The organism is Proteus hauseri ATCC 700826, from assembly GCF_001654965.1.
GTDB lineage: Bacteria > Pseudomonadota > Gammaproteobacteria > Enterobacterales > Enterobacteriaceae > Proteus > Proteus hauseri.
The window spans coordinates 51,220-77,296 of record NZ_LXEV01000011.1; the positions used below are offsets into that span (position 1 = coordinate 51,220).

General features: G+C 38.0%; 19 protein-coding genes and 3 tRNA genes. 12 read left to right on the forward strand and 10 right to left on the reverse strand.

From position 1 onward, the window contains the following. Positions 1-67 precede the first annotated feature (67 nt). Positions 68-535: a thioesterase family protein gene (locus M997_RS02710; protein WP_064718573.1), complete on the reverse strand. Its 468-nt coding sequence runs from the start codon at positions 533-535 to the stop codon at positions 68-70. 233 nt (positions 536-768) lie between these two features. On the opposite strand from M997_RS02710, the gene pldA reads away from it, so the two are divergent. The 4 genes from pldA (at position 769) to yigL (ending at position 5,413) form a co-directional block, all read left to right on the forward strand. Further along, entirely contained in the window at positions 769-1,641 is an 873-nt protein-coding gene (gene pldA / locus M997_RS02715) for a phospholipase A (RefSeq protein WP_064718574.1), read from the forward strand. A gap of 107 nt (positions 1,642-1,748) precedes the next feature. Continuing rightward, positions 1,749-3,578, forward strand: a complete 1,830-nt coding sequence (gene recQ / locus M997_RS02720) for an ATP-dependent DNA helicase RecQ (protein WP_064718575.1) — start codon at positions 1,749-1,751, stop codon at positions 3,576-3,578. Positions 3,579-3,595: 17 nt separating this feature from the next. Beyond that, the gene (gene pldB, locus M997_RS02725) at positions 3,596-4,600 is read left to right on the forward strand and encodes a lysophospholipase L2 (RefSeq protein WP_064718576.1); all 1,005 of its coding nucleotides are present in this window, start codon (positions 3,596-3,598) and stop codon (positions 4,598-4,600) included. Positions 4,601-4,612: 12 nt separating this feature from the next. After that, positions 4,613-5,413 carry a sugar/pyridoxal phosphate phosphatase YigL gene (gene yigL / locus M997_RS02730; protein WP_064718577.1) on the forward strand — a complete coding sequence of 267 codons (801 nt, stop codon included), beginning with the start codon at positions 4,613-4,615 and terminating at the stop codon, positions 5,411-5,413. A gap of 87 nt (positions 5,414-5,500) precedes the next feature. Here yigL and M997_RS02735 read toward each other — a convergent pair whose 3' ends face one another. The 8 genes from M997_RS02735 to rsgA all read right to left on the reverse strand — a co-directional run bounded on the left by M997_RS02735 (position 5,501) and on the right by rsgA (position 18,102). Continuing rightward, on the reverse strand, positions 5,501-6,520 hold the full coding sequence (locus M997_RS02735; protein WP_064718578.1) for a fimbrial protein: 1,020 nt from the start codon (positions 6,518-6,520) through the stop codon (positions 5,501-5,503). A 9-nt stretch (positions 6,521-6,529) separates the two neighbouring features. Further along, entirely contained in the window at positions 6,530-9,034 is a 2,505-nt protein-coding gene (locus M997_RS02740) for a fimbria/pilus outer membrane usher protein (RefSeq protein WP_420874846.1), read from the reverse strand. A 27-nt stretch (positions 9,035-9,061) separates the two neighbouring features. Then, entirely contained in the window at positions 9,062-9,721 is a 660-nt protein-coding gene (locus tag M997_RS02745; protein ID WP_064718580.1) for a fimbrial biogenesis chaperone, read from the reverse strand. A gap of 61 nt (positions 9,722-9,782) precedes the next feature. Continuing rightward, entirely contained in the window at positions 9,783-10,304 is a 522-nt protein-coding gene (locus M997_RS02750; protein WP_064718581.1) for a fimbrial protein, read from the reverse strand. 217 nt (positions 10,305-10,521) lie between these two features. Next, positions 10,522-11,382, reverse strand: coding sequence for a LysR family transcriptional regulator (locus tag M997_RS02755; protein WP_064718582.1), 861 nt, complete (start codon positions 11,380-11,382; stop codon positions 10,522-10,524). Between the two features lie 1,314 nt (positions 11,383-12,696). After that, positions 12,697-16,035, reverse strand: coding sequence for a miniconductance mechanosensitive channel MscM (gene mscM, locus M997_RS02760; protein ID WP_064718583.1), 3,339 nt, complete (start codon positions 16,033-16,035; stop codon positions 12,697-12,699). A gap of 23 nt (positions 16,036-16,058) precedes the next feature. Further along, entirely contained in the window at positions 16,059-16,958 is a 900-nt protein-coding gene (gene asd / locus M997_RS02765; protein WP_064718584.1) for an archaetidylserine decarboxylase, read from the reverse strand. An 85-nt stretch (positions 16,959-17,043) separates the two neighbouring features. Then, a complete protein-coding gene (gene rsgA / locus M997_RS02770; RefSeq protein ID WP_064718585.1) occupies positions 17,044-18,102 on the reverse strand; it encodes a small ribosomal subunit biogenesis GTPase RsgA in 1,059 nt (352 codons plus the stop codon). A gap of 114 nt (positions 18,103-18,216) precedes the next feature. On the opposite strand from rsgA, the gene orn reads away from it, so the two are divergent. The 4 genes from orn to M997_RS02790 all read left to right on the forward strand — a co-directional run bounded on the left by orn (position 18,217) and on the right by M997_RS02790 (position 19,227). Beyond that, the gene (gene orn / locus M997_RS02775; RefSeq protein ID WP_064718586.1) at positions 18,217-18,762 is read left to right on the forward strand and encodes an oligoribonuclease; all 546 of its coding nucleotides are present in this window, start codon (positions 18,217-18,219) and stop codon (positions 18,760-18,762) included. A 166-nt stretch (positions 18,763-18,928) separates the two neighbouring features. Further along, positions 18,929-19,004, forward strand: a tRNA-Gly gene (locus M997_RS02780). A 33-nt stretch (positions 19,005-19,037) separates the two neighbouring features. Next, a tRNA-Gly gene (locus M997_RS02785) sits at positions 19,038-19,113 on the forward strand. A gap of 38 nt (positions 19,114-19,151) precedes the next feature. Continuing rightward, a tRNA-Gly gene (locus M997_RS02790) sits at positions 19,152-19,227 on the forward strand. A gap of 718 nt (positions 19,228-19,945) precedes the next feature. Here the strand turns inward: M997_RS02790 and queG are convergent. Beyond that, a complete protein-coding gene (gene queG, locus M997_RS02795) occupies positions 19,946-21,100 on the reverse strand; it encodes a tRNA epoxyqueuosine(34) reductase QueG (protein ID WP_064718587.1) in 1,155 nt (384 codons plus the stop codon). A gap of 223 nt (positions 21,101-21,323) precedes the next feature. Between queG and tsaE the strand changes: the two genes are divergently transcribed. The 4 genes from tsaE to miaA are packed head-to-tail and all read left to right on the forward strand — an operon-like array spanning position 21,324 to position 26,068. Next, on the forward strand, positions 21,324-21,791 hold the full coding sequence (gene tsaE / locus M997_RS02800) for a tRNA (adenosine(37)-N6)-threonylcarbamoyltransferase complex ATPase subunit type 1 TsaE (RefSeq protein ID WP_064718749.1): 468 nt from the start codon (positions 21,324-21,326) through the stop codon (positions 21,789-21,791). Between the two features lie 13 nt (positions 21,792-21,804). After that, positions 21,805-23,118: an N-acetylmuramoyl-L-alanine amidase gene (locus M997_RS02805; protein WP_064718588.1), complete on the forward strand. Its 1,314-nt coding sequence runs from the start codon at positions 21,805-21,807 to the stop codon at positions 23,116-23,118. A 15-nt stretch (positions 23,119-23,133) separates the two neighbouring features. Then, positions 23,134-25,158, forward strand: a complete 2,025-nt coding sequence (gene mutL, locus M997_RS02810) for a DNA mismatch repair endonuclease MutL (protein WP_064718589.1) — start codon at positions 23,134-23,136, stop codon at positions 25,156-25,158. Beyond that, positions 25,127-26,068 carry a tRNA (adenosine(37)-N6)-dimethylallyltransferase MiaA gene (miaA, locus tag M997_RS02815; protein WP_064718590.1) on the forward strand — a complete coding sequence of 314 codons (942 nt, stop codon included), beginning with the start codon at positions 25,127-25,129 and terminating at the stop codon, positions 26,066-26,068. Before mutL ends, miaA begins: the two co-directional genes overlap by 32 nt. Positions 26,069-26,077: the final 9 nt, after the last annotated feature.

Below are 26,077 nucleotides of genomic sequence, written 5' to 3' on the forward strand. Positions count from 1 at the left end.
ATGCATTTTTACAAGTAATTAATAACATTCTAAACATCTCAGCGCACGCTCAGTTTTAGCCAACAATTTAGCCAACAATATAAGTTGCTGTACCACTTGCGATATGAATTTGTTTTTCGTTATGTAATTCAACGCGAGCAACGGACACTTTGTTACCACTGCGCAAAATATGGCTACTGGCAGTAAAAATCTCTCCACGGCCAGGGCGTAAATAATCGACGCGTAAATCAATAGTACCCATTTTCGCGAGTTTTTGTTGGAGGTGCTCTTGGGATATCGGTGCTAAACGAGTTAAGGCATTGCCTACACAAACAAGCCCTGCACTGACATCTAAAACCGTGGCGATCATTCCGCCATGTAATATACGTTGAGCAATATTACCAACAAGTTTTTCCTGATAGCGAAATTGAATTTCAGCGTAATCTTGTTCAAAACGAAGAAGCTCTAAACCAATAAGCTGATTAAATGGCATCTGATACACAAAAACATGACCGATTAAAGCTTGTGCTTCTTCTAGCGTTAACTGCTTTTCCATTTTTAATCCTCTAATATTACATCATTAAAGTTAATATAATGTTAATAATGCATGACGAAATCGTAATTTTCTATTCGTGCTATAAATATAATGATGAGAAAATATACGAGATTTAATGGAAATTACGTGTAAAATATGGAGCCTTAAGTGTAATAAGTCGTATTTAAAAGAATTAATTAGCTATTTGGCGCTAACTCTTTTTCTTATTCATCAATAATACAGGATAATTAACTATGCGTTACATCCGTTCTTTGCTAGCGGTGATTTTATTCTATCCAGCATGGGGTACAGCGTCAGAAACATTGACTTCTTCTCCGGCACCGCTTGTTCAGGGCAGTATTATTTCTGGTTTATTGCAAGAATATGACTCACCTTTTGTACTTTATCCTTATGAATCAAACTATATTATTTATACGAAAACCTCTGATATGAATAAAGAGGCTATCGCTAGTTATGATTGGGGTGATAAAGCTAAAAAAGATGAAGTGAAATTTCAGTTAAGCCTTGCGTTCCCTCTTTGGCGTGGCATCGCTGGCGAAAACTCAGTATTAGCTGCTTCTTATACCCAACGTTCTTGGTGGCAATTAAGTAACAAGAAAGAATCTGCACCTTTTCGTGAAACTAACTATGAACCACAACTCTTTTTAGGTTGGGTCACGGATTACCGTTTTGCGGGTTGGACATTACGCGAAATCGAAACGGGTTTTAACCACGAATCAAATGGTCGTTCTGACCCAACTTCTCGCAGCTGGAACCGTGTTTATGCCCGTTTTATGGCGCAAAAAGGTAACTTTCAGCTCGATTTAAAACCTTGGTATCGTTTTAGTGAAAGTGCTCATAATGATGATAATCCAGAAATTAACCGTTATATGGGTTATTACCGTTTAAAAGCGGGTTACCAATTAGGGGATAGTGTTATAACAGCAACAGGGCGATATAACTGGAATAGTGGTTACGGCGCCGCCGAATTAGGCTGGAGTTATCCAATAACTAAACATGTGCGTTTCTACACTCAATTATTTAGTGGCTATGGCGAATCAATGATTGATTATGATTTCCGCCAGACGCGTTTTGGTGTTGGCGTGATGCTTAATGATATGCTGTAATTTTCCTCGTTCTGGGGTAGCATAGTTATATAAATGATGATGGCACCCAGCAGGTGCCTTTTCTTTCGCTCTTCATTATAGTTTTAATCCGTTTTTCAGAGGAACGAGTGTCCACAGCAGAAGTTCTTAACTCAATGCCATCAGCTCAGGTTATTTTGCGTGATACCTTTGGTTATCAACAATTTCGCCCGGGTCAGCAAGAGATTATTCATACCATTACAACAGGCCGTGACTGTTTAGTGGTTATGCCAACGGGAGGTGGAAAATCTCTTTGTTATCAAATTCCAGCACTTTTGCTCGATGGACTCACTGTCGTTGTTTCTCCTTTAATTTCACTGATGAAAGATCAGGTAGACCAGCTTTGTCTTCATGGTATTGAAGCGGCCTATCTTAATTCGACCCAAACACGTGAAGAACAATTTAATGTACAAAAGCGTTGTCAACAAGGTGAAATAAAACTGCTCTATATTGCTCCTGAACGTTTAATGATGGAGAGCTTTCTTCATAACTTAGTTCAGTGGCAGCCTGCATTATTAGCAGTGGATGAAGCTCATTGTATTTCACAGTGGGGGCATGATTTCCGGCCTGAATATCGCGGTATTGGACTATTACGTCAGTATCTCCCTGATGTTCCTATCATTGCACTAACTGCAACGGCTGATAACACAACACGTTACGATATAATTAATCAGCTAGTATTACGTGATCCTTTAATTCATGTCAGTAGTTTCGATAGGCCAAATATCCGCTACACTTTAGTAGAAAAGTACAAACCTTTAGATCAACTTTGGCTGTTTATTCGCGGCCAAAAAGGTAAATCAGGTATTATTTACTGCAATAGCCGTAGTAAGGTTGAAGAAACCGCAGAACGGCTAGGTAAACGTGGCTTAAGTGTTGCGGCATATCATGCAGGAATGGAAATCGTTGAACGAGCTAAAGTGCAAGATGCTTTTCAACGCGATGATTTACAAATTGTGGTGGCAACGGTCGCTTTTGGTATGGGAATTAATAAACCCAATGTACGTTTTGTTGTACATTTTGATATCCCTCGTAATATTGAATCTTATTACCAAGAAACAGGGCGAGCAGGACGAGATGGATTACCTGCTGAAGCCGTATTATTTTATGATCCGGCAGATATGGCGTGGTTACGTCGTTGCTTAGATGAAAAGCCAGAAAGCGACCAAAAAGCAATAGAAACTCATAAATTAAATGCAATGGGCGCTTTTGCTGAAGCGCAAACTTGCCGACGTTTAGTGTTATTGAACTATTTTGGTGAGCATCGCCAAGATGCATGTGGAAACTGTGATATTTGTCTTGATCCACCTAAACAATATGATGGCTTAGTTGATGCGCAAAAAGCGTTATCTTGTATCTATCGAACAGGACAACATTTTGGCATTGGGTATATTGTTGAGGTATTACGTGGTGCTAATAATCAACGTATTAGAGATACAGCTCATGACACATTACCCGTTTATGGTATTGGCAAAGAGCAAAGCCACGAGCATTGGGTAAGTGTTATTCGCCAATTAATCCATTTAGGTATGGTGACACAAAATATTATTCATCGCTCGGCGTTACAGTTAACTGAGACGGCAAGACCTATTTTACGAGGCGAAATTGCGTTGCAGTTAGCGGTACCAAGATTACTTAGCCCAACAAAAAGCCGTAATCAACAAACAAAACATAGCCATAGACAGTATGATAGAAAACTATTTGCGAAATTGCGCAAATTACGTAAATCTATTGCTGATGAAGAGAATATCCCGCCATTTGTTGTGTTTAATGACGTCACGTTGATTGAAATGGCACAACAGTGCCCAGTTTATCCCAATGAACTGTTATTAATTAATGGCGTAGGGCAACGAAAGCTTGAACGTTTTGGTCCCGCTTTTATGACGCTGATCCGCGATCATATAGAGGGCTTTGAATAACGAAGTAAGGAGAGCCAATGACAACCACTCTTTTAAAATACATGTGGTTATCTCGTGAAAAGCAATTTGCCGCTTTTACGAATGGCACCTTATTAGATTTTTGGAATCAGCGGCAAGAAGGGGAATTTATTGGTGTCGATGGCATTATGATCCGCTATGTGTACTGGCGTTCACCTTCGCACAATAAAGCCTTAGTTATTGCTTCGGGTCGTAGCGAAAGTTATGTAAAGTATCCAGAAGTTGCCTTTGATTTTTTCCATATGGGGTATGATATTTTTCTCCTTGATCATCGAGGACAAGGACTTTCGGGTCGTATGCTTGATGATCCACAAAAAGGACACGTAGAAAAATTTAGTGATTATATTGATGACTTTTCAACTTTTATTGATAGCGTAGTATTACCCTATCAGTATCAACATCACTTTGCTTTAGCGCACTCAATGGGAGGCGCAATATTAGCAGGATATCTTCTACGACAACCCCATATCTTTAAAGCAGCAGCACTCTGCGCTCCGATGTTTGGTATTAATTTACCTATACCTCGATGGGTTGCTAATTTTTTAGTTAGCCGAGCAGAGCAAAATTTATCAGATAGAAATAACTATGCGGCATCAACAGGTAAGTGGTTTCCATTGCCATTTATTCTTAATGTGCTAACCCATAGCCATGAACGATACCGTCGTTATTTACGTTATTACGCTGATTTTCCTGAGTTACGATTAGGTGGTCCTACCTATCATTGGATGGGGGAAAGCTTACAAGCAGGAAATTGGTTGATAGAACATGCGGGAGAGATTGATACCCCTTTATTGGTGTTAGAGGCTGAACAAGATAAAGTGGTAGATAATCGGGAGTTAAGGGCTTTCTGTGAACAATATAGTCAGTCCAGAACAAGAGAAAAAAAGCAAAAACTGCCCTTGGTGATTGAAGGGGCACATCACGAAATCTTGTTCGAAATAGATAAGCTACGCTCACAAGCATTAAGTAAAATTTGTGAGTTTTATGATAAGCATTTATTTTAATCAGGAACGTGTATGTATTCGATAGTCGCTTCAGATCTTGATGGCACGCTGCTATCACCCGATCATTTATTAACTCCCTATACTCAAGAAACTTTGCATTTACTTATTAATAAAGGCATTCACTTTGTTTTTGCAACAGGACGTCATCATATTGATGTTGCGCAAATCCGTGATGGATTAGGCATTAACGCTTATATGATAACGTCCAATGGGGCAAGAGTTCACAATACTCATGGTGACCTGATTTTTAGTCAAGACCTTGAGCCTGAGATAGCTTACGATCTTTCATTAATGGTATTTGATCATCCTGAAGTTGAAACTAACATCTACTGTGGTGATTACTGGTATATCAACAAAGAAACACCTGAATTTTGTGAGTTTTTTCAAGAGTCTGAGTTTAATTATAAATTATTTGGTAAAACAGGATTTCCGACAACAGATGTTTGTAAGGTCTTCTTTACTTCAGAAAATCATGAATTGTTATTAAAACTAGAAAGTGAAATTAACCAACGTTGGGGCAATAAGGTTAATGTGAGTTTTTCACTACGTAGTTGCTTAGAAGTAATGGCTGGTGGAGTATCAAAAGGTGAAGCTCTTGAAAAAGTAGCAGAGCTGATGCAACACACAATTCATGATGCTATCGCGTTTGGCGATGGTATGAATGATAAAGAGATGCTGAAAATGGCAGGTAAGGGCTGCATTATGCAAAATGCGCATCAAATGCTAAAAGATCTGTTACCTCATATGGAAGTCATTGGTTCTAATGTCGATGATGCAGTTCCTCATTATTTACGTAAGTTATATCAGGTTTAAGCACTCATTTATGTTTTCCCGCTATAACGTTAAAAGGCAGAACTTATGTTCTGCCTTTTTTGATAATGACAGCCGTACTTAATTAATTTAGTGATATTGCATCGTAAATTGTAATGTACCGTCGGCTTTTCCTGCTGTTGTTGTATCCGAAATCTGAATATAACCGGCCTCTAACGGAATAGAATAATTACCAGCGCCGTTATTTTTTTCACTAATCGTCATTAATTGACCCAGTTTTATCGGCTGATTTTGATACTTAACTTGTATGCCATAGCCTTTTGCCGTGTTGGTGTCGTTGGCATTATTTAAGGTTATTGTTCCTGCGGTTTGGCTACTATCCGCAACGCCATCAAATTTAATTTTAATTGGTGATACTGGGTCACAACTCAAATCAATATTAAAGTCATTAATACTATCAGGGCTAACGGAGCCAACACCATTAAAGCTGGACTTCGCGACTGATCCCATCGGCACATTAATATTATTATTCACGACATCACAACCACTTGAAATAATAGTTAATGGCGCGAGATTAATTTTAGGTTCAACCTTTCCATAAGTATCACTGGTGATAAAGCCATTATTATACAAAATCAACATTGCGACCCATGTAGTCGGTATTGTCTGTGATTTAACATCGTTGCGTAGTTTGTACAGAGTCATTTTTAATGATACTGCATAATTACTGCTGCTTGAGGCTGTCGAGCAAATAAGACGGTTACTATAGTTACCATCAACATTCTGCAAACCATCAACATAAGCGGCTCCACTGCAACCACCACTGATTGACCCATATAATGTATAACCGACACCGCTAGAACCAAGTTCTTTAACATAAGCCCCACCGACTTTGGGGCTAGAGGCTGATAAACTGCCTGGTAAATATATCCCAGGTCTAACAGTGCCGGTGGTATTCCACCATGTCCATGCATTCATCGAGCCTAAGTCTATCGTCGCAAGTTCAGTTAATATTGGTGCGGTTCTGGATACATAAATAGGTGTCGAGTAAGTCACTGTTTTTGTTGTCATATCAGCTCGATATTCTGCCAAGCCGGTTGATGTATACAAAAGAGCAGACAGACAACCTAGCGTTATATACTTATTCATATTTATCACCTATCTGCAATCCAGTTGTAAAAATTGAATTTTTTCTAATGAAAGATCCGCTTTTAATGTGGCTTGGCACTGCTCAGTTTGGCTATTACCCCATTTAGCACGTAATAGGCTCTGTTCAGGTACGCCATTAAGGAAAACTTCACCCTCATTGGCGATGATCCCACTAGAAATTACGCGGTCATCTTGGTAAATCTCGACTTGAGTACCAAATGGCAATACTGCGTCGTTATAATGCAAACTGACGAGTACTCTGGCACCTTTTCTTGCTTTGAAATCGGCTAAAACAATGGCACCTTTGGTTGGTATAACTGTTGTTGATGTTAATTCAACATCGTTATTACCTGTTAAAGATGCAGGATCTACAGTTACTTTATTGCGTTCATAGCGTGAAACATTTGGGATCACGGCATAACCTTGAGAGTTGGTATATAAACTCTGCGTACTGCTGACTTTTAAATGATCAACATCTTCGGCTTTAATTAAAATGGCAGAATCATAAATAGTACGAGAAGGTGTAACACCACCTTGGTGGACTAATAATGCTCCTGTTGCGCTCCAATTAACTGATTGATAGCGTTTGTCATAGCTATAGCCCGCGCTTAATTCTCCACCAGAAGCGGTGTAGTTGCTATTTACTGAACCACTATATTCTTGTCGGGTGTGATTATAGTTTTGTGAAATATCATATTGAAGATTGTTATCTTCTAATTGGGTTCCACTTAAACTAACTGAACTAATGGAATCACCTTGCTTACTGGTATTATAGCGATAGCTTAACCAATTGTTATTATTAGTAATATCAAAAGTAAGGCTGAAGTTTATCGATAGAATTTGATCTGTTAATTCATTATCTTGGCGTTTGTTGTACGCATAAGAAACGCTATAGCTGAGAGAACGATAATTTGAGTTAAAACTTAATGTCGCATTGCGATCAACTCTGTCTCTATCCCAATAATATTGTTGATAACCATTTAACGAGAGATAACCGATGTCACCTAATGATTGAGAAATAGAAACCTGAAATTGTTTTTTCTTATGGTTTAGATGTGAAAGCTGTTCGTTAGTCGATGAAAAATCATAGTAATCTTTGGTTGAATAACGATAAGATGCTAATGAAAAGCCGGTTTTTGTCTCTGGCAGATATTTTGAATATTGTATGCGATAAGATTGCCCTTGAGCATCGGTATCATCAAGTAGCGTAGTGCGAGCATAAGTGATATCTGTTGATACCGCGCCTATATAACCTAAATTTATACCAGTACCTAATACATAAGCTTGGTAATCGCTTGATAATAGCGTACCACCATAAATAGAGAGATTATAAGGCAGGCCATAAATAGCCGTGGTTTGTAAAAAAGTGGGCTTTCTGGCTGCATTATCAGCGTTATATTTACCAATATCGAAACTGTATTTTAAGCTACCCGCTCGTTGCATCATGGGAACTGCAGAAAATGGCTGAGAAAAAGTTCTGGTTGTGCCATCTGCTTCTTCTATTGTGACCTGTAAATCACCGCTATAAGAGGTGGGATAAAGGTCTGATATAGCAAATTCTCCTGGAGGAACCGATGTTTGATAAATCACGCTGTTATTTTGGCGAACGGTTACAACGGCATTGCTTTGTGCAATACCTCTGACTACTGGGGCAAAACCGCGCTGGCTTTGGGGCAGCATACTTTCATCAGAGGCTAATTTAATACCACGATAAGGTGTACTTTCAAGAATGCCGTCATCAGATGCGGTTTCCCCAATAGTTAAACGGCTTTTTAAGCTACGAATATCACGTTCAACGTAGGTTTGTAGGTTATTCCATTCCGACGCATTATCGCTATTTTTATTGTAAGTACTATGGTTACGTAACCGCCATGCACCGACATTCACGCCACTACGAAGCCCCAAGAAGATACTATTGCTATCTTTTTGCTCTTGATACCAATATTTATTTTGGCGATAGGTATAGTTAACAAAGGCGGCGTTAATACCATCGTTCCACTCTGTAGGGGAAATATAGCCCTGTCCATAATTGTATAAAGCAATTTGAGGAATAGAAAACGATAAACGCGCCCGTGAGAAATCATATTTATGCGTGGCATTAGGAATAACACTTGCAATATCGGTAATTGTTGCAGTGCTATTGAGCTGGTTTAGTGTTGGCGTTGTCGTTTCTTTAACGCCCCAATTAAGTAAATCTTGCTTCGTGATCTCAGGAACTAAAGCCTTTTTATCATCATCAAAGATAAAACTAATTTGGCGGTTATCGATTAATTTTTCATTTAAATAAATATCAACAGAGTAGACACCTGGAAGTTGACCACCGGCATAAGAGAAGTAGTCAAGATTATTAATATCCGCAACCTGATTTTCGACACCTAAATTGAGTGCTTCTGGGTTAAAGGTTTGTGCTGCTTGTGTTGTATAAGGAAATAGTACTGCACTAATAGCCATAGCAATTATGCAGTAGCGGTAATGTTCAGTCGCAGGAATAGACTGTTTTTTTGATAAAGTCATTATTGATGAAGACATAGCGATGCGCTCTTAATTTAATACTTTATCTACAGTTGCGCCGTAATCATTAATAAATTGCACGGTCACTTTCTGGTGAATATTGCTTTCTTTAAGCAATACAGTTTCTTGGTGAGGATTAATAAAATCATCAAATGGATAGCGTTTATCACCAATTAAAATATGCTTAATCGTCAGGTGATAAGGTGTGTTGTTGTTGATAATAAGACCTTGGGATTTTTGTGATAATTTAACGTTATTAAAATCCATAGGTTCAATATCATTTGAACGTAAGAAAAGTTTAAACTGAGAATTAATAACTAATTGCAGTTGATTCTCAGGACTTTTTTCAACAGGTGGAATTGATTTAATATTTAACCAATAAACGACTTCTTGGTTTGAGCCTAAAGGCTCTCCCGTATAAGAAATTCGTGCAGTACCTGTGCTATCAGGTTCAATACGAAACAGCGGCGGAGTTGCAATAAAAGGCGATTTTTCTGTGCCTTGATACGCTGAAACCCAGCTCTGAATTAAATAAGGCTTTTCTTTATCGGTATTCATAATAGGAATACTAATTTCACGTTTGCTATCGTTATAAACAAAACGCGTTCCTCCCACACTTATTCCAGCAGCATGGCTTACCGTTATGAGAGAAAAAAACAAAAATAGAATTAAGAAAATATGCTTTTTCATAAGAGGCCATAAGGTTGAGAAAATGGGGGAAGAGGGTAATAACGATTACCCTCCATTTTTATTATTTGTATTGGATGCTATATACAGCAGAGCTGTTAGCTGGGCCTGGTGTGGCTTTTGCGGTTGCTTTATAACGAGCAACATAATCTAAATTGATTTCAGTGCCAGGAATGATGACTTCTTTTGAGTCAGCATACAGGTTGATTTGAGAAACAGCGTCTTTTTCAAACAGTGCGATACCAACGTTAGATGCGCCGCCAGCAACAGTGTCAATGGCTAAAATATCGCTATCAATTGCATCACGAGTACCACCAAAACGCACTGCAACAGTTGTATCTACTGGGCAATCGACAAGTTTAATGGTGAAATCTTTAAGTCCAGCAACTTCCCCTTTAGTTGCTAAGCTTTTTGATGATACTTTTCCTAAATCTACGGTTAGATTTTTAGATGTACTATCAACAGTACAAGCTTGATCGGTTATTTCTCCGGTAAAGTTAATTGTGCCTGAAGCAAATGCAGCAGGAGCAGAAAGCAGAGAGAGACTCATCCCTAATAAATAGAGAGATTTATTTAATTTGCTCATGGTCGGTCCTATATAAAAAGTAAAGAAATTTACTTTTTAGTCTTTAATAATTAATTTATAAGAATAGATTTATTTGCATAGAAGGTATGCGAATAAAATATAACATTGCTTATTTGTTAAGTTAATAAACATTTACATGAGTTTTTTTGTTTTACTATCAATTTATTTAATGTTCGTTTTTTTAATTAAATATATTTGGATGTTATTTAATAATTAACTATGCGTTTTTATTACCTATTGTTGATAATAAAATTTTAATATCCTCCGTTGGAAATGAATTTTTATTCATATAGAGATAGAATTTATATTCTTTTTCTTCTTGTTGCATATTTAATTGTTTTATTGTTTTTTTATTCAGTTCATCTTGAATAAGTGGTAACGGTAAACGTGAATAACCAATACTATGCTGAATTAAATTAAGCGCTGTTTCCACAGAGCCGACGCTAACGTTTTGTATACTATTACTATTTTCTGAAGTATCAGGTAAGAGTGAAACAAAGGTATGCTTTTGTAATTGTTGAGAAATTTCATCACCCGCATACTGTTGTAGTGGATGCTCTGGATGTGTGACTAGTACAGTTTTAATTCTTTCTAATACAATAGGTTGCAGTGATTTAATATAATGATGAGTAATAATAATATCGTTTTCTTTTTGAGAAAAAATATCTGATTTATTGAGTGAAACCTTATTAATATTCAGATCATAGTGTCTATTATCTCGAATAAAAACAGATATTTTGTTTAAAAGATAGTCAGATGTATATAATGGGTCGATAAGTAAATTTATTTTTAACTTATTGTTTTGTTTTATTTTTTTAGCTCTATTTTCTAGAGATATTGCTTTCTCAGTGATTTCTCTTGATAGCTCAAGCAATAACTCACCTTCATGAGTTAATACGGCTCGCCTTTTTTCTAATGAGAGAATTTCAATTCCCAGTATTTGCTCTAATTTATTAATAGTATAGCTCACTGATGACTGGGTTCTATGCAGTATTTCAGCAGCTTGAGCAAATCCACCGTAATCAACGACGGCTTGTAAGGTAATCCATTGGTCGAGTGTTGTACGTGATTTTTCCATAATGGAGCCTTTTATTATTGTTTATTAATTACTCGCTACAAATGAAGCTAGCAATATATCTTAGCATTGTTAATAGGTAGTAATACTGGTTTTTATATTGAGTTTAATAAATATTAACATTATAAGAAGTGTTACTACTTTTTAATTATGTGCTTTTTTTTGCTTAATATTTATTTTTTTATTTTTTGTTTTTTTATAATATTTGATTAATTTTAAATAGTGTTTTTCTTTTATTTTAATTAATTTTTTTTCTTTTGATTATAAGAAAATAAGACGGTTTTTTTATTTTTTATTTTTTATTTTTATATTTTTTTATCTTTATTGGGTTTTTATTTATTTTTAATTAATTTTTAAAGTTGTGATGAATTATTTTTATTTTTATTGTTATTATCGATTTTTTTTATTTTTCATTAGTGCTATATAAAAATAAAATAAATAGATTTAAATAAAAATAGCATTAAAATTTGCTGTTATATTGTTTTTATAAATGATCATGGTGGTGATGACAAAAAATAAAAACAGTAAAAGAGTAAAAAACAAGTCTAATTTAGAATGTTTTAGGTGTTATATCTCGTCTTGTAGGATTAATTTGCTATGTAAAGCTATGTTGGTGACTGTTAGGAAAAGGCTAAATATATTTAGTTTAGGTTGTAATGTATTTGGCTTAGGGGTTTTAAAGTGTGATTTTAATTCTAATTTATAAAATTAAGTTCTAAAAATAGCATATTGTCACTCATTTTATGAGTGCTCAATAAGTACAAGAACGTAACAGTAATGATCTTAATCAATAAATGAAGTGATTTTTTTATATGAGTGCCAATTAAAGCGAAATAAAAGAGGAAGTGGAATCTCGATGCTATAACTAGACTCAACTCAATAAACAGAAATAATCACATTAGTAAATCAATATTCATTTTCTTTGGATTGACGTTTTATTAGTGAAATAAATTGAGTAAAGAGATATTGGTAGGAAAAATGTAAAACAAGAACTATTTATTTATGATGCTCTCTTTATTACTATCTTATTTTTACATAAGTTAAATAGTTTCACGTGTTACTATCTATTAGTTTTGTTTAACAAAAAAAAGAAAAAAGCGTGTATCTGGTTATAATCATCTGAGTGATTTACAAACAAATTGTACTTAAATTGTACAGAGTAGATCAGTTAGATATAGGTAACGATAAAGTGGGTAGGCTGATATGAAGATTAAATTGAGAGCATAAAAATGAAATATGAAAGAAAAAGCCACTATTTAACTTTATTTTCCTAAAAAGTCATAGTGGCTTTTTATCAGAACAATCGATGTGGATAGTTTATAAACCACCCACTTCTCGTTGAGAGTTTCGAGTTGTACTACGAATAGTGTTTCCCATCATATCAACTCTGGCTTGGAATGGTGGGAAAGGCAGTGCAATACCATGCTCCGCAAATGCAGCAAGAATGTTTTGGTGTATCTCATGACGAGCTGGCATTCTATGCCCCATTTCTGCGGCATATACTCGCAATTCAAATATTTGAATACCCTGTTGTAGATCGACAAGGTAAACCTCTGCTGCTGGATTATCTAAAATAAGCGTAGAACGCTGAGCCGCTTCTAATAGCACGTTAGTGACTTGTTCACTGTTGCATTCCGCTGGTGCGGGTATTGTCATTACAATACGAGTTATTGAATCTGACAATGACCAGTTGATAAACTGTTCTGTAATAAATGCTTTGTTAGGAACAATGATCTCTTTTCTATCCCAGTCAGATAATGTTGTTGCTCGGGTATTAATTTTACTAATTTTCCCTGTGAGATTACGAATTGTCACGGTATCGCCAATACGAATTGGTTTTTCAAAGAGTATCATTAGCCCTGAAATGATGTTGGCAAAAATTTCTTGTAAACCAAAACCCAGTCCAACCCCCATAGCCGCCACTAGCCACTGTAATTTCGACCACTCAATACCTAATAAAGAGAAACCAACAATGCTACCTATTAAAGTGATGCTGTATTTGGTCATTGTGGTGATGGCATAGCCTGTACCTGGTGTCAGGTCGAGGTGCTGTAAAATAGCTAATTCAAGCAGCGCAGGCAGGTTCCTGACTAACTGTGCGGTAATAATAATGACAAGTACTGCAACCAGAATAGAACCCATAGTGATCGGTTGAATGGTGTTTACACCATTAATCGAAGAGGTGACGTCCCACAGCCGAATATTGCCAACGAATGAGAATGCAGTATTTAATTCAGACCACAGTAATATCATTGAAACTAATGCGAGCATCGTGAGTATTGAACGAACTAAGTCGATAGACTGTGCACTGATTGCATCAAGGTCGATAGCTTGATCTTCAATTTCTAATCCTGCTAAGCCTTCACCACTACTACTTACTATCGTATTTTCGTCTTCGCCTTTTGCTCGCTGAGCTAAAATTTCAGCACGTTTTTGTTTCGCCCTTTCGAAGGCCAGTTTACGGCGCTGAATAAGCATCCAACGCTGAATAATATGGTAGATAATTAGCAAGGCAAACCAAATTGCCACGGACATCTCTAATCGACCAAGTAAAATAATAGACGTAGAGAGATAACCTAAAACGGCAGCTAATCCCGCGATAACGGGGGCCATAAGCAAGAACCACCATAAAATACTGTTAATGAGGTTATCGCCAGAGCCATGTCTATCTAAATAGAGAGGAACATGCGCTTTTTTCAGACTTGAGGTAATAAAACTTAGCGCAATACAGAGTAATAAAAAGCAAAAGCGTCCGACTGTAGGCGCAAATTCTCGGTCACTATAATATTCAAAAGTGATAAGTGACATCATCAATGGGACAATGACAAAAATAGAGAGCTGATAAAAGCGCATCGCTTTTTTAACACGGCTCTCTTTCCATTTAAATTGTGAAATAAATAGGCCATTAGGACGAGCAAATGTCGCACTGATCATAAATAGCCATAGCACTGGTGCGGCTGCGGTTACGCCATAACCAATAGCACCCGCCATCGGGTAACGCCACTCAACACTTTGTAAACCATAACCCACTGCTGACCATAAAAGTGGTAAGGGAAGCGCGATTAAAATGGACCAGAAAACGGTGCGAACAGTAAGTGAAAAATGGTCTTGAGTCACTTTGCCAATACGGTTACTGACTCTTTCAAGAAAGGCGTTGTAGTGTTTTCTTGTCCGAATACTAAAGCCAACAATAGATAACGTCACAAATAGGTATAAGAAGGTATCTTGATTTTTGAGCATGTTAATTGCCGCATGACCAAGCTGTGAGAAAGTATCTAATGAAAGTAAGCGAGTGATATCTTTAATTAATAGAACTGGGTAATTAAATTTGATCGGGCTTACATCTGCAACCCAGAACATATACCGATTTGTTGCGTCTTTAGTTTCTCTTAATGCGTCTGATAGCTGAGTTGTGGCGACCTTAAGTTTTGTTAATTCAAGGATTTGTGTATCGTAACCTGATAGCAGTGAGTTAAGTAACTCATGTCGTGCTTGAATTAAAGAATCAAAAATATACTGCTGAGCTTCTGGTAGTTTTGCACCATTGGTCGCTTGTTCTGGTGGCTGGACTTTATTGAGGTTTTCCAGCATATCTTCATAGCCAAGGCGCTCAACACGTAATTGAATGATATCCCTATCTAATTCTTGTGAACGAGGCATTTCAGGTAAGCGTGCAAGTTGCGTTCGCAATGCTTCACCTAAGGCTGTTGAACCACTCAACCATTGTGCTTGTTCTCTAATCGTAGTCAGTGTTTGGCGAACTTGTTGAGTTTGCTGGTTGGTAATACGTTGTTTTTCTGCTAGTTGGCTCATTTCCTGCGTTTGCTTATTGAGGATTTGAGATAACTCACGGTTAGTTTGAATCTGTTTACGTAAAAATTCAGGTAATTCACCGCCTTGAACTGCTAACATTTCTGTTTTTTCTAAGGCGAGATCGGCGACTTCTTGACGTTTAATATTCAATAAACTGCGCAGTTGTTGTAATTGTACATCAAGTCGTTGGTAGCGTTTTTTAAATAGCTCAAGGCGAAGTCGAACAATTTCTTGACGGTTATTAGCCGAAAGTTGAGCAATTTCTAGTTCATTTACCATTGCTTTGCGCGCATTCACTTCAGCTTGCGTCAACTTGTTTTGAGCCTCTGCAAGTGAGGTGGCTGATGTGCTGGCTGAGGCAAGTCGTGCCGTTGCATCGCTAAGTAGGCGACGCGCTTCAGATAATTGCTGAGGAAGTAAGTTTAATGATTCGCTTATTTCTCTACTTTTATCTTGTTCTTGTTGTTGGAGCCTTGCTTGCTCCATTAACTGACTACTGACTTGAATAATTTTTTGTTCAAGATCAGGGATGCTGATTTTTTCAGGAATAGAGGGCAGTGAATTACTCTCTTCAAGTAGCTTAGTTCTAAGCTCTTGTGTCATTTGAGGGTAATCATCAATTGCTTTTTGGTAATTATCAGCACTTGCTTGTGCTTTTTCACCATCATTAATCCAATTTATAGTCCCTTGTAGCGCCTGAACCGTCTCGATATCTTGAGGATTAGTACTTCCTTCAAGTTGTTTAATGTCTTGACGTAATTTCTCTACATCAGCGGATAATGCTGATGTCGTCATTGAAACAGTCAGAAAAAGCGTGAAGAGCAGACTGATTATCAGGCGCACAAAGGTATACTCCGAATTACATGTTATTTGTTGATAGTGGAATTTTCATTGTCAACGACATTAATAATGGAACCTAATTGTTCCCCCATTAATGTAACGGAGCCATTTACTAAATCTTTATTTAATTGGACACTGTTTTCAGGGAAAAGGTTGATAACCGTTGAGCCAAGTTTAAAGCGCCCCATTTCCTCGCCTTTTTTCAAGAAGATTGCGCCTGCCTTATCCGCTTGAGGATACGTCCAGCGTTTAATAATACCTTCGCGAGGTGGTGTAACCATGCCACACCAAACAGTTTCAATACTACCCACTATTGTTGCACCAACTAGAATTTGTACCATCGGGCCAAATGCAGTTTCAAAAACGCAAATAATGCGTTCATTGCGAGCAAATAAGTTAGGCACATTAGCTGCGGTTAATGGATTGACAGAAAAAAGATCGCCGGGTACATAGATCATCTCTTTTAGTAAACCGTTGCATGGCATATGCACTCGGTGATAATCACGTGGAGAAAGATATGTTGTAATAAATTGACCATTACGGAACATATCTGCCAGCATAAAATTACCTGCTAGCAGCGCTTCTAATGTGTAGTGATGTCCTTTTGCCTGTAATATTTGATCATCTTTTATTAGACCTAATTGGCTTACTGCACCATCGGCAGGTAAAGCAAGCTGGTTGTCACCTTCAACGATAGGGCGAGCACCTTCTTTTAGGGCACGAATAAAAAAGTCATTGAATGTAGCGTAAGCCTGAAATTGGCTGTCTTTAGCTTCATTCATATCAACTTTATACGTTTTGGCAAAAGTCTTGATAACAAATTGAGTAATGCTACCGGCTTTCTTATTTGCAAACCAACCTGCAAGCTGTGTTAGCCATAATTTAGGCAATAAATACTGTAGTTTAATTTTTAGCTTGTCCAACATGGCAACCTCTAGGATTGAACGATAAAAAATAGACAAAAGGGGTCTATTGTACCTACCCTTGATAGGGTTGTCAGTGAATCTGTTATTAAGAGTCTGAATTAAAGTTTTTGCGAACTTTCACCTGACTCATACTTTCTAGAATTCGATGATAATTTTCAAAACGAGTTTCATCGATTTCGCCTTTTTCAACGGCTTCGTTAATCAGACAACCCGGATCATCTAAATGTTTGCAATCTCGGAACTTACAACCACCCAGATAAGGCCTAAATTCAATAAAACCTTTAGTAACTTGATCGGGTGTTAAATGCCATAAGCCAAACTCACGAACGCCGGGAGAATCAATAACATCACCGCCTTGAGGAAAGTGATATAGGCGTGATGCTGTCGTTGTATGTTGGCCTAAACCAGAGTTATCAGAAACTTGGTTGACAACAATGCTCTCTTCAGTTGGTGGCAGTAGCGCATTGAGTAAGCTTGATTTGCCCACACCCGATTGACCCGCAAAAATAGAGATCCTGCCAATAAGCTCTTTTGTCAGATCATCTAAACCTTCTTTCGAGTGACTCGATACTTCAATAACACGATAACCAATATTTTTGTAAGTTTGCATCCACTCACTTACTGTTTTTCTACTGTCAGCATCTAACATATCAATTTTATTGAGCACAATTAATGGCTCGACATCTAATGTTTCACATGCCACAAGATAGCGGTCGATAATATTGAGTGAGAGTTCAGGCAAAATAGCTGAAACAACAATGATTTGATCAATATTAGCGGCAATAGGTTTTATGCCATCATAATAGTCAGGGCGAGTCAGTACAGAGGTTCGTTCATGTACTGCTTCTACAATCCCATTAACACGTACACCTTCTTGAGTTTGTAATGCAGGGCGCCAGACAACTTTATCGCCAGTCACTAATGATGAGATAGTCCGTCGAATATTGCATCGCGTTATTGTGCCGTCTGCAGCTTCGATATCTGCATGTTGACCAAAACGGCTGATAACTAGGCCTTCAGTGGCTTCACCTAATTGTGTATCGTCTAATTCAACGTGGTTTTTTTTCTCTTTGCTGTGCAAACGCTTTTTATGATTTTCTTGTACTCGGCGTTGCTGGCCCTTAGATAATTTACGTTTTGTCACCGATCCTCACTTGTGTTATTCGGTTAGATGTTCTTCAGTCGTGCTTATTGAGTAAACGCGTTATGATAGCGTTAAAATATCATGTCTCACTCTTAGAAACAGCTAGGAAATATTATGTCAAAAAGCGAGAACAATCTTATCTGGATAGATCTGGAAATGACTGGGCTTGATCCTGAACGTGATCGTATTATTGAAATTGCCACTATCGTGACAGATCCTCAACTTAATATTTTAGCAGAAGGCCCTGTTATTGCTGTACATCAATCAAATGAACAGTTGGAATTAATGGATGATTGGAATACACGTACTCATACAGGTAGCGGTTTAGTTGAGCGTGTAAAAGCGAGTGAATATGATGATGCAGCCGCACAAAAAGCCACTATCGAATTTTTAGAAAAGTGGGTACCGCAAGGGGTATCACCTATTTGTGGTAATAGTGTGGGGCAAGACCGGCGCTTTCTTTTCCGTTATATGCCAGAGTTAGAGCAATACTTCCATTATCGTTATCTTGATGTGAGTACGTTAAAAGAATTGGCTCGTCGCTGGAAACCAGAAGTTTTAGCGGGTTTTACTAAGAAAAATACGCATCAAGCTTTAGACGATATTCGTGAATCCATTGCTGAACTTGCGTATTATCGTAAAACTTTTATTAAAGAATAAAAAATAAGCATTGATGATTGTTCTTGCAGCATTATGCTGATTTTATCGGCATGTAATCAAAAAAACGTATTTTTTTGGTGATAAGGGCTTGCGGTTAATCATTTTTCTCGTATAATGCGCTTCCCGTACCGATGAAGAATTTCGTTAGTACGGGTGTAAGAAAGATGCGGGAATAGCTCAGTTGGTAGAGCACAACCTTGCCAAGGTTGGGGTCGCGAGTTCGAGTCTCGTTTCCCGCTCCAATCTTTCTTTGATAGTTATCAGTATTATGCGACGCGGGAATAGCTCAGTTGGTAGAGCACAACCTTGCCAAGGTTGGGGTCGCGAGTTCGAGTCTCGTTTCCCGCTCCAAATTTTTCTTTGATAATTATCTAAACCTTACCAAATATGCGGGAATAGCTCAGTTGGTAGAGCACAACCTTGCCAAGGTTGGGGTCGCGAGTTCGAGTCTCGTTTCCCGCTCCAAATTTTTCCTCTTCTGCTTTTATCAAATTTCAATTCTTAAAATATTCATCAAAAAAATTTCTTTTTTCTCTCGCTTTTTAAAATATCGACTACACTGTGTATGGTGTTTGTTTAGTGGATTTTACTTAGTGTTTTAGAAAAGAGGATTAGCTATTTTGATATGAAAGGATCAATATTGTAACTCTCAGTAAGATCAAGCTATTTTTTTGTGATCTATCTTCGATCTTTCCTTGCTTTTCTATTTTTACAGCACTAGAATGTGCGCCTTTCCTTATTCAGGGAAGTGTTCGTTGTTAGTTGTATTTTTATATTTTAGGTCTTTATTCTGTTAAGAACAGGTTGAATAATGTTTTGAGTAAAGGAAAGTGTTTTTAGGGCTTTTCTTTAAAAAAATGTGATATATATTCTACTATTCTTAATATATTCCCAAATTGAATTATCCACAGTCAGATTCTGGTAACCACCGCTTCTAAGTCATTTTCATTTTTTTACTGCACAGAGTTATCCACAGGGCATTATCATAAAACGATAATATTATTCGCTTTTACTCTCTAATCGCGTTCGTTTATATCTATTTGATATTTAAGTCTATTTTATTTTTTTAAAAATTGTGTCTTGGTTCGCTTGAATTTTTTCTTCATGTTGATAGGCAAGGGATTTTTATTTTATTCACAGACGAAACTATCTATAGTTGCAGATTGGTTTAATCTATTAAAAATTAAGCATCTCTAGGTAAGCCTTTGGTTATAGCTCTTACTAGACGCTTTTGCTGCGAAGTCTGTATTTTTATCTCTTTTTCGTTACGTTTGGCGGTCTGCTGTGATATTGCCCAATGTAAATGTTCATCTAAAACTTCACTCAAACCAAAGCGTTCTTGTAGAGCAAGTATGATTTTATCTTGATAAGGTGCATTTCCTAACGCCACACTAATATTCCTAAGCCAACGTAAATAGCCTATTCTGCGAATGGGTGAACCTTCCGTAATACGAAGAAATTTCTCTTCTGTCCAATGGAAAAGATCCAGTAGTTCAGGCGTGTGAAGTGCTCGTCTAGGAGAAAAATCATCTTCATCAGTTAATGATGAAAAACGGTTCCAAGGACAAATAAGTTGGCAATCATCACATCCATAAATACGATTACCCATTAAAGGGCGAAATTCTTCAGGGATCGCACCATCAAGCTCTATTGTGAGATAAGAAATACAGCGGCGAGCATCAATCGTATAAGGTTCAACAATGGCACCTGTTGGGCAGGTTGTCATACAAGCAACACATTTGCCGCATTGTTCTTCAACGGGTGAATCAACAGGCAATGGTAAATCAATTAACAACTCACCTAAAAAAAACCAAGATCCCGCTTTATTGTTGAGCACTAGTGAGTGTTTACCAACCCAACCAAGTCCAGCTTTAACGGCTAAAGGGCGTTCCATAATCGGTGCTGAGTCAACAAATGGGCGAAAATTGACGATATCTTGATATTCATATTCTTGGCAGTATTGTGTAATTTTTTCCCCTAATTTTTTAAGACGTTGTCTTAAAACTTTATGATAATCTCTGCCAAGCGCATAACGGCTGATATAGCCTTGCTCAGGATTATTAAGTGTTCGTGCAAAAGCGGCATCAGTAGGAAGATAATTCATTCTGACACTAATTACGCGCAAAGTGCCGGGGACGAGTTCATGAGGTCTGGCGCGAGTCATTCCATATTTTGCCATCCATGCCATTTCTCCATGATATTGCTTATCTAACCATGCTTGTAAGCGAGGCTCTTCTAAAGATAAGTCGGTATCACATATTCCCGTTTGTTGAAAACCGAGTTCAGTGCCCCATAATTTGATGTTATGGGCGAGGAGATTGAGGTCAAGTAATGGCATGATAAACCAAATAAATAGGTAAGAGGTGAGTCCTAAGAGCGCGCAGTGTATCATAGAGAGGCATTAGGAAAAATCCTCGTGATAAATAGATTTATGGTATGGTTATTTGAACACTGATTTAGATAGCTATTTGCCTTAAGAGAATACAAAAAGCTTGGTATTTGATTTTAACCAAAGATCTGGTTTTTTTAGCCGTTATTACCTAATAGTAGATTATATGAATATGAAAGAATGGGTTGTTACATTAAAAGATGAAGCTGCAACAGTAGAACTGGGGCGTTCTGTTGCTATTGCCGCTGATCATGCTGGGTTGATCATCTATTTATACGGTGATCTTGGCGCTGGAAAAACAACCTTTAGCCGAGGATTTTTGCAGGCTCTTGGTCACCAAGGACATGTTAAAAGCCCAACGTATACGCTAGTTGAGCCATATATGCTGTCACCAAATCCTGTTTATCATTTTGATTTATATCGCCTAGCATCTGCTGAAGAACTCGAATTTATGGGAATACGTGACTATTTTGAACAAGATGCACTGTGTTTAATTGAATGGCCTTCTCAAGGCGAAGGGTTTTTACCAAGTGCAGATTTAGAACTTCATTTAAGTTATGAAAATGAAGGCAGAACGGCTCGTTTTGTTGCCCTTTCTCAAAGAGGGAATACAGTTTTATCCCGTATTCAGTCTGTATAAAGGAATATTGATTATGTCAAATCTCGTCACTATGGTGAGCCAAAGTCAGCGTTATTTCGTTGGCTTTTTGTTGTTTCTTATTTCGCTTTTCTTTGTGCAATCAGCACAGGCTGCAACAGTAACAGAAGTTAAAGTGGAAAATAGTGCATCATTAACAACCCTCACATTTACTTTTAGTGATGGGAAGCCGGGTTATAAATATTTTTCGCTTAAAAAGCCAGATCGTTTAGTTATCGATTTTAAGCAGAGTGCTAATATTACTGGATTACCAATGTCGTTAAGTGCAAGTCAGTTAGTGACTAAAATACGGACAAGTCAATCGCAAGATAGTCAATATCAGCGTATTGTTTTAGAGCTTGCTCAGCCAATTGCGGTAACAGAAAGTCTTAGTGCTCAGGGGAGTAATTATAAGTTAGTACTTACTCTCAAAGGATTAAATTCACGCCAAAGCTCAAGTAATCAAACTTCAGTAAACACGGTGGTATTATCGTCATCTGCCGTAAATATGAATATGGCACCGATGACGCCTATCAAGCCAACAACAGTGCAAACTGTAACGCCAACAGCTAAAATTGAGCCTCGTTCAATACCTTCTAAACCTACTACGGGTTCTCGCCAAATTATTATTGCTATTGATGCTGGGCATGGGGGGCAAGATCCCGGTGCTATAGGGCAAAAAGGGATGCGTGAAAAAGATGTCACTTTAAGTGTGGCTAAAAAACTAGAAGTACGTTTACGTAATGACCCAATGTTTAAACCCGTATTAACCCGCAATGGCGATTACTTTATTTCTGTCGCTGGACGTTCAGAAGTAGCCCGTAAACAAGGGGCAAATATGTTGGTTTCTATTCATGCAGATTCTGCACCTAATCATAGTGCTAGAGGCGCTTCTGTCTGGGTGCTTTCAAATCGTCGTGCAAATAGTGAATTAGGTAAATGGCTTGAACAAAGTGAGAAACAATCTGAATTGTTAGGTGGTGCTGGCGATGCTTTGGCCGAAGGTGCAGACCCTTATTTAAGTCAGACTGTATTGGATTTACAATTTGGTAATTCACAACGTGTTGGCTATGACGTTGCTGTTGCGGTGTTATCAGAATTAAGAAAAGTCGGCTCACTCCATAAAAAGACACCTGAACACGCCAGCTTAGGTGTACTTCGTTCACCCGATATTCCCTCTATTTTGGTTGAAACGGGGTTTATTAGTCACGCTTCTGAAGAGCAATTATTGACCTCTGATGCTTATCAAGAAAAACTCGCAGCTGCAATTCATGCAGGGTTGCGTCAATATTTTCTGGCTCACCCATTGCAAAATGCACCAAATAATTAAAACGGAATCAAGGTGATGGCAATAAATTTATTGCCTCCTCAGTTAGCGAATCAGATAGCTGCTGGGGAGGTTGTTGAAAGACCCGCATCTGTCGTTAAAGAGTTGCTGGAAAATAGCCTAGATGCCGGTGCAACAACGATTGATATTGATATCGATAAAGGCGGCGCTAAGCTTATTCGTATTCGTGATAATGGATGCGGAATTAATCAAGCCGACTTGAAGTTAGCGCTTGCTCGCCACGCAACAAGCAAAATATCAAGCCTTGATGATCTTGAGGCCATCATTAGTATGGGATTTCGTGGTGAGGCATTAGCCAGTATTAGCTCTGTTTCTCGTCTTACGTTGACTTCACGCACAGCTTCTCAAGAAGAAGCTTGGCAGGCATATGCTGAAGGACGCGACATGGCAGTGACGGTTAAACCGGCTGCGCATCCAGTGGGAAGTACCGTCGAGGTACTCGACTTATTTTATAATACCCCTGCAAGGCGTAAGTTTTTGCGCACTGAAAAAACAGAATTTGGTCATATTGATGAAGTAGTACGACGTATCGCGTTATCGCGTTTTGATGTTTCGATAAGTTTAACGCATAACGGTAAACGTATGCGTCAATATCGGGCAGCAAAAGAAGAGCATCAGTATACCCGCCGCTTAAGTGCTATTTGTGGTAATAATTTTGTTGAGCAATCTATGCAGTTGTCATGGGAACACGGCGATTTAGCAATAAAAGGCTGGATTGAACACCCATCTTCACCTACACACAGTAGTGACATTCAGTATTGTTATGTTAATGGCAGAATGATGCGCGATAGGCTAATTAATCACGCTATTCGCCAAGCTTATGAAGGCTATTTGCAAGGAGAACAACAACCTTCATATGTACTTTATTTAACGGTTGATCCTCATCAAGTTGATGTGAATGTACATCCTGCAAAACACGAAGTACGTTTTCATGAATCACGATTAGTGCATGATTTTATCTATCAAGGTGTACTGAGTGTTTTAAGCCAAGCAACGCAAGATAGTTTATCTCTTTCAACTTATGATGATGTTGAGCTCATTACGCCGCCTAGTTTTCCTGAAAATCGCCAAGTAGCAGGAGAAAATGTATTTTCTCAGCCTTACCAAACCACGGTTGATCATCAAAGTAATAATCACACTTCATCAAATGTTTTATCATCGTTAGATGAGCCAAAACAGAGTAAAGAGAGAGAAAACACGGCTAAATCGATGCCTTCAGGTGGTGGTAATCGCCAATTTGGTGATAGCTACCAGCGAACTCAGGGCATGCTTTATCAAAAAATGATGCAAGAAAGTGCTAGTTCGGTTGAAAAAACAGAAAAAATACCGCTATTTCCTGAGCGTACCCCATTGAATTTAGGTGAAAGCGTTCATACTACTAGTGATATAGAAAATCGTGTTTCTGTCGTGCCTCGTTCTGCCAATGTATCTGAACAGCAAAATGATTATACTTTTGGGCGAGTATTGGCAATTTATCAACAGAAATATGCGTTAATTGAATCTTCTCAAGGTCTTGGGCTATTAGCGTTGGAAGAAGCTGATTTTCTGTTAAAATGTGCTCAGTTATTGCCTGAAAATGAAACATTGAAACCTCAGCCACTATTGGTTCCATTAAAAGTGGTGTTGAATAAAGAAGAAATAAATACCTTTAATCAGTTTCAGGCATTAATTAGTGATTTTGGGATTATTATCGAGGTATCCCACGGTAAAGCGACAATACATGCCGTATCGTTGCCGTTGCGTAAGCAAAATTTACCAGTATTGCTGACAACATTGCTGACTTATCTTTCCTCTGAAAAGTCATGCACAAAACAGCAACTCGGACATTGGTTTGCTAAACAAATAATCTATGAGTCGGCTCCGTGGTCACAAGCTCAAGCAGTTGGATTATTGGCTGATATTGAAAGGCTTTGCCCTCAATATGTCAGACAGCCACCAGAAAACTTATTACAATTAATAGAATTACAACCTGTGGTAGCGGCACTAAATAATGAGCGAAGTAAACACGCAAAAAAAACCTAAAGCTATTTTCCTAATGGGGCCTACTGCCTCTGGTAAAACTGCACTGGCGATTGCGCTAAGACAAAAATTACCTGTTGATATTATTAGTGTTGATTCTGCTCTGATTTATCGTGGTATGGATATTGGAACGGCAAAGCCAGATGAGAAAGAGCAATCGCTTGCACCACATCGATTGATTGATATTTTAGATCCTGCATTACCCTATTCAGCCGCTGATTTTCGTCGTGATGCATTAAAAGCAATGGATGAAATTAGTTCTGCTGGGAGAATTCCACTATTAGTGGGCGGGACTATGCTATATTTTAAAGCGTTACTTGAAGGCTTATCACCTTTACCCAGCGCAGACCCTGAAATTCGTGCTGAAATAGAAAAAAAAGCAATGAAACAGGGTTGGGAAGCGATTCATAGAGAGTTATCTTTGGTTGACCCTGTCGCTGCACAGCGGATCCATCCTAATGATCCTCAACGATTATCGCGTGCGCTTGAAGTTTACCTGATATCAGGTAAAACAATGACAGAATTAACAAAAATATCCGGTGAATCATTGCCTTATACGGTTTATCAGTTTGCGATAGCTCCGAAAGACAGAAATGTACTTCATCAACGTATTGAAACTCGTTTTAAGCAAATGCTGACTTGTGGATTTGAAGATGAAGTAAAAACATTATATGAGCGGGGTGATCTGCATGAAGATTTACCTTCTGTACGTTGTGTCGGCTATCGCCAGATGTGGTCATATTTATCTGGTGAAATCGATTATGATGAGATGGTTTATCGAGGGATCTGCGCTACCCGGCAATTAGCAAAGCGACAAATCACTTGGTTAAGAGGTTGGAAAGATATTCATTGGCTTGATAGTGAAGATCCTGACCTTTCTCTTAATACTGTTTTGCAGGTTATTAGTGCATAGATGGTAGGT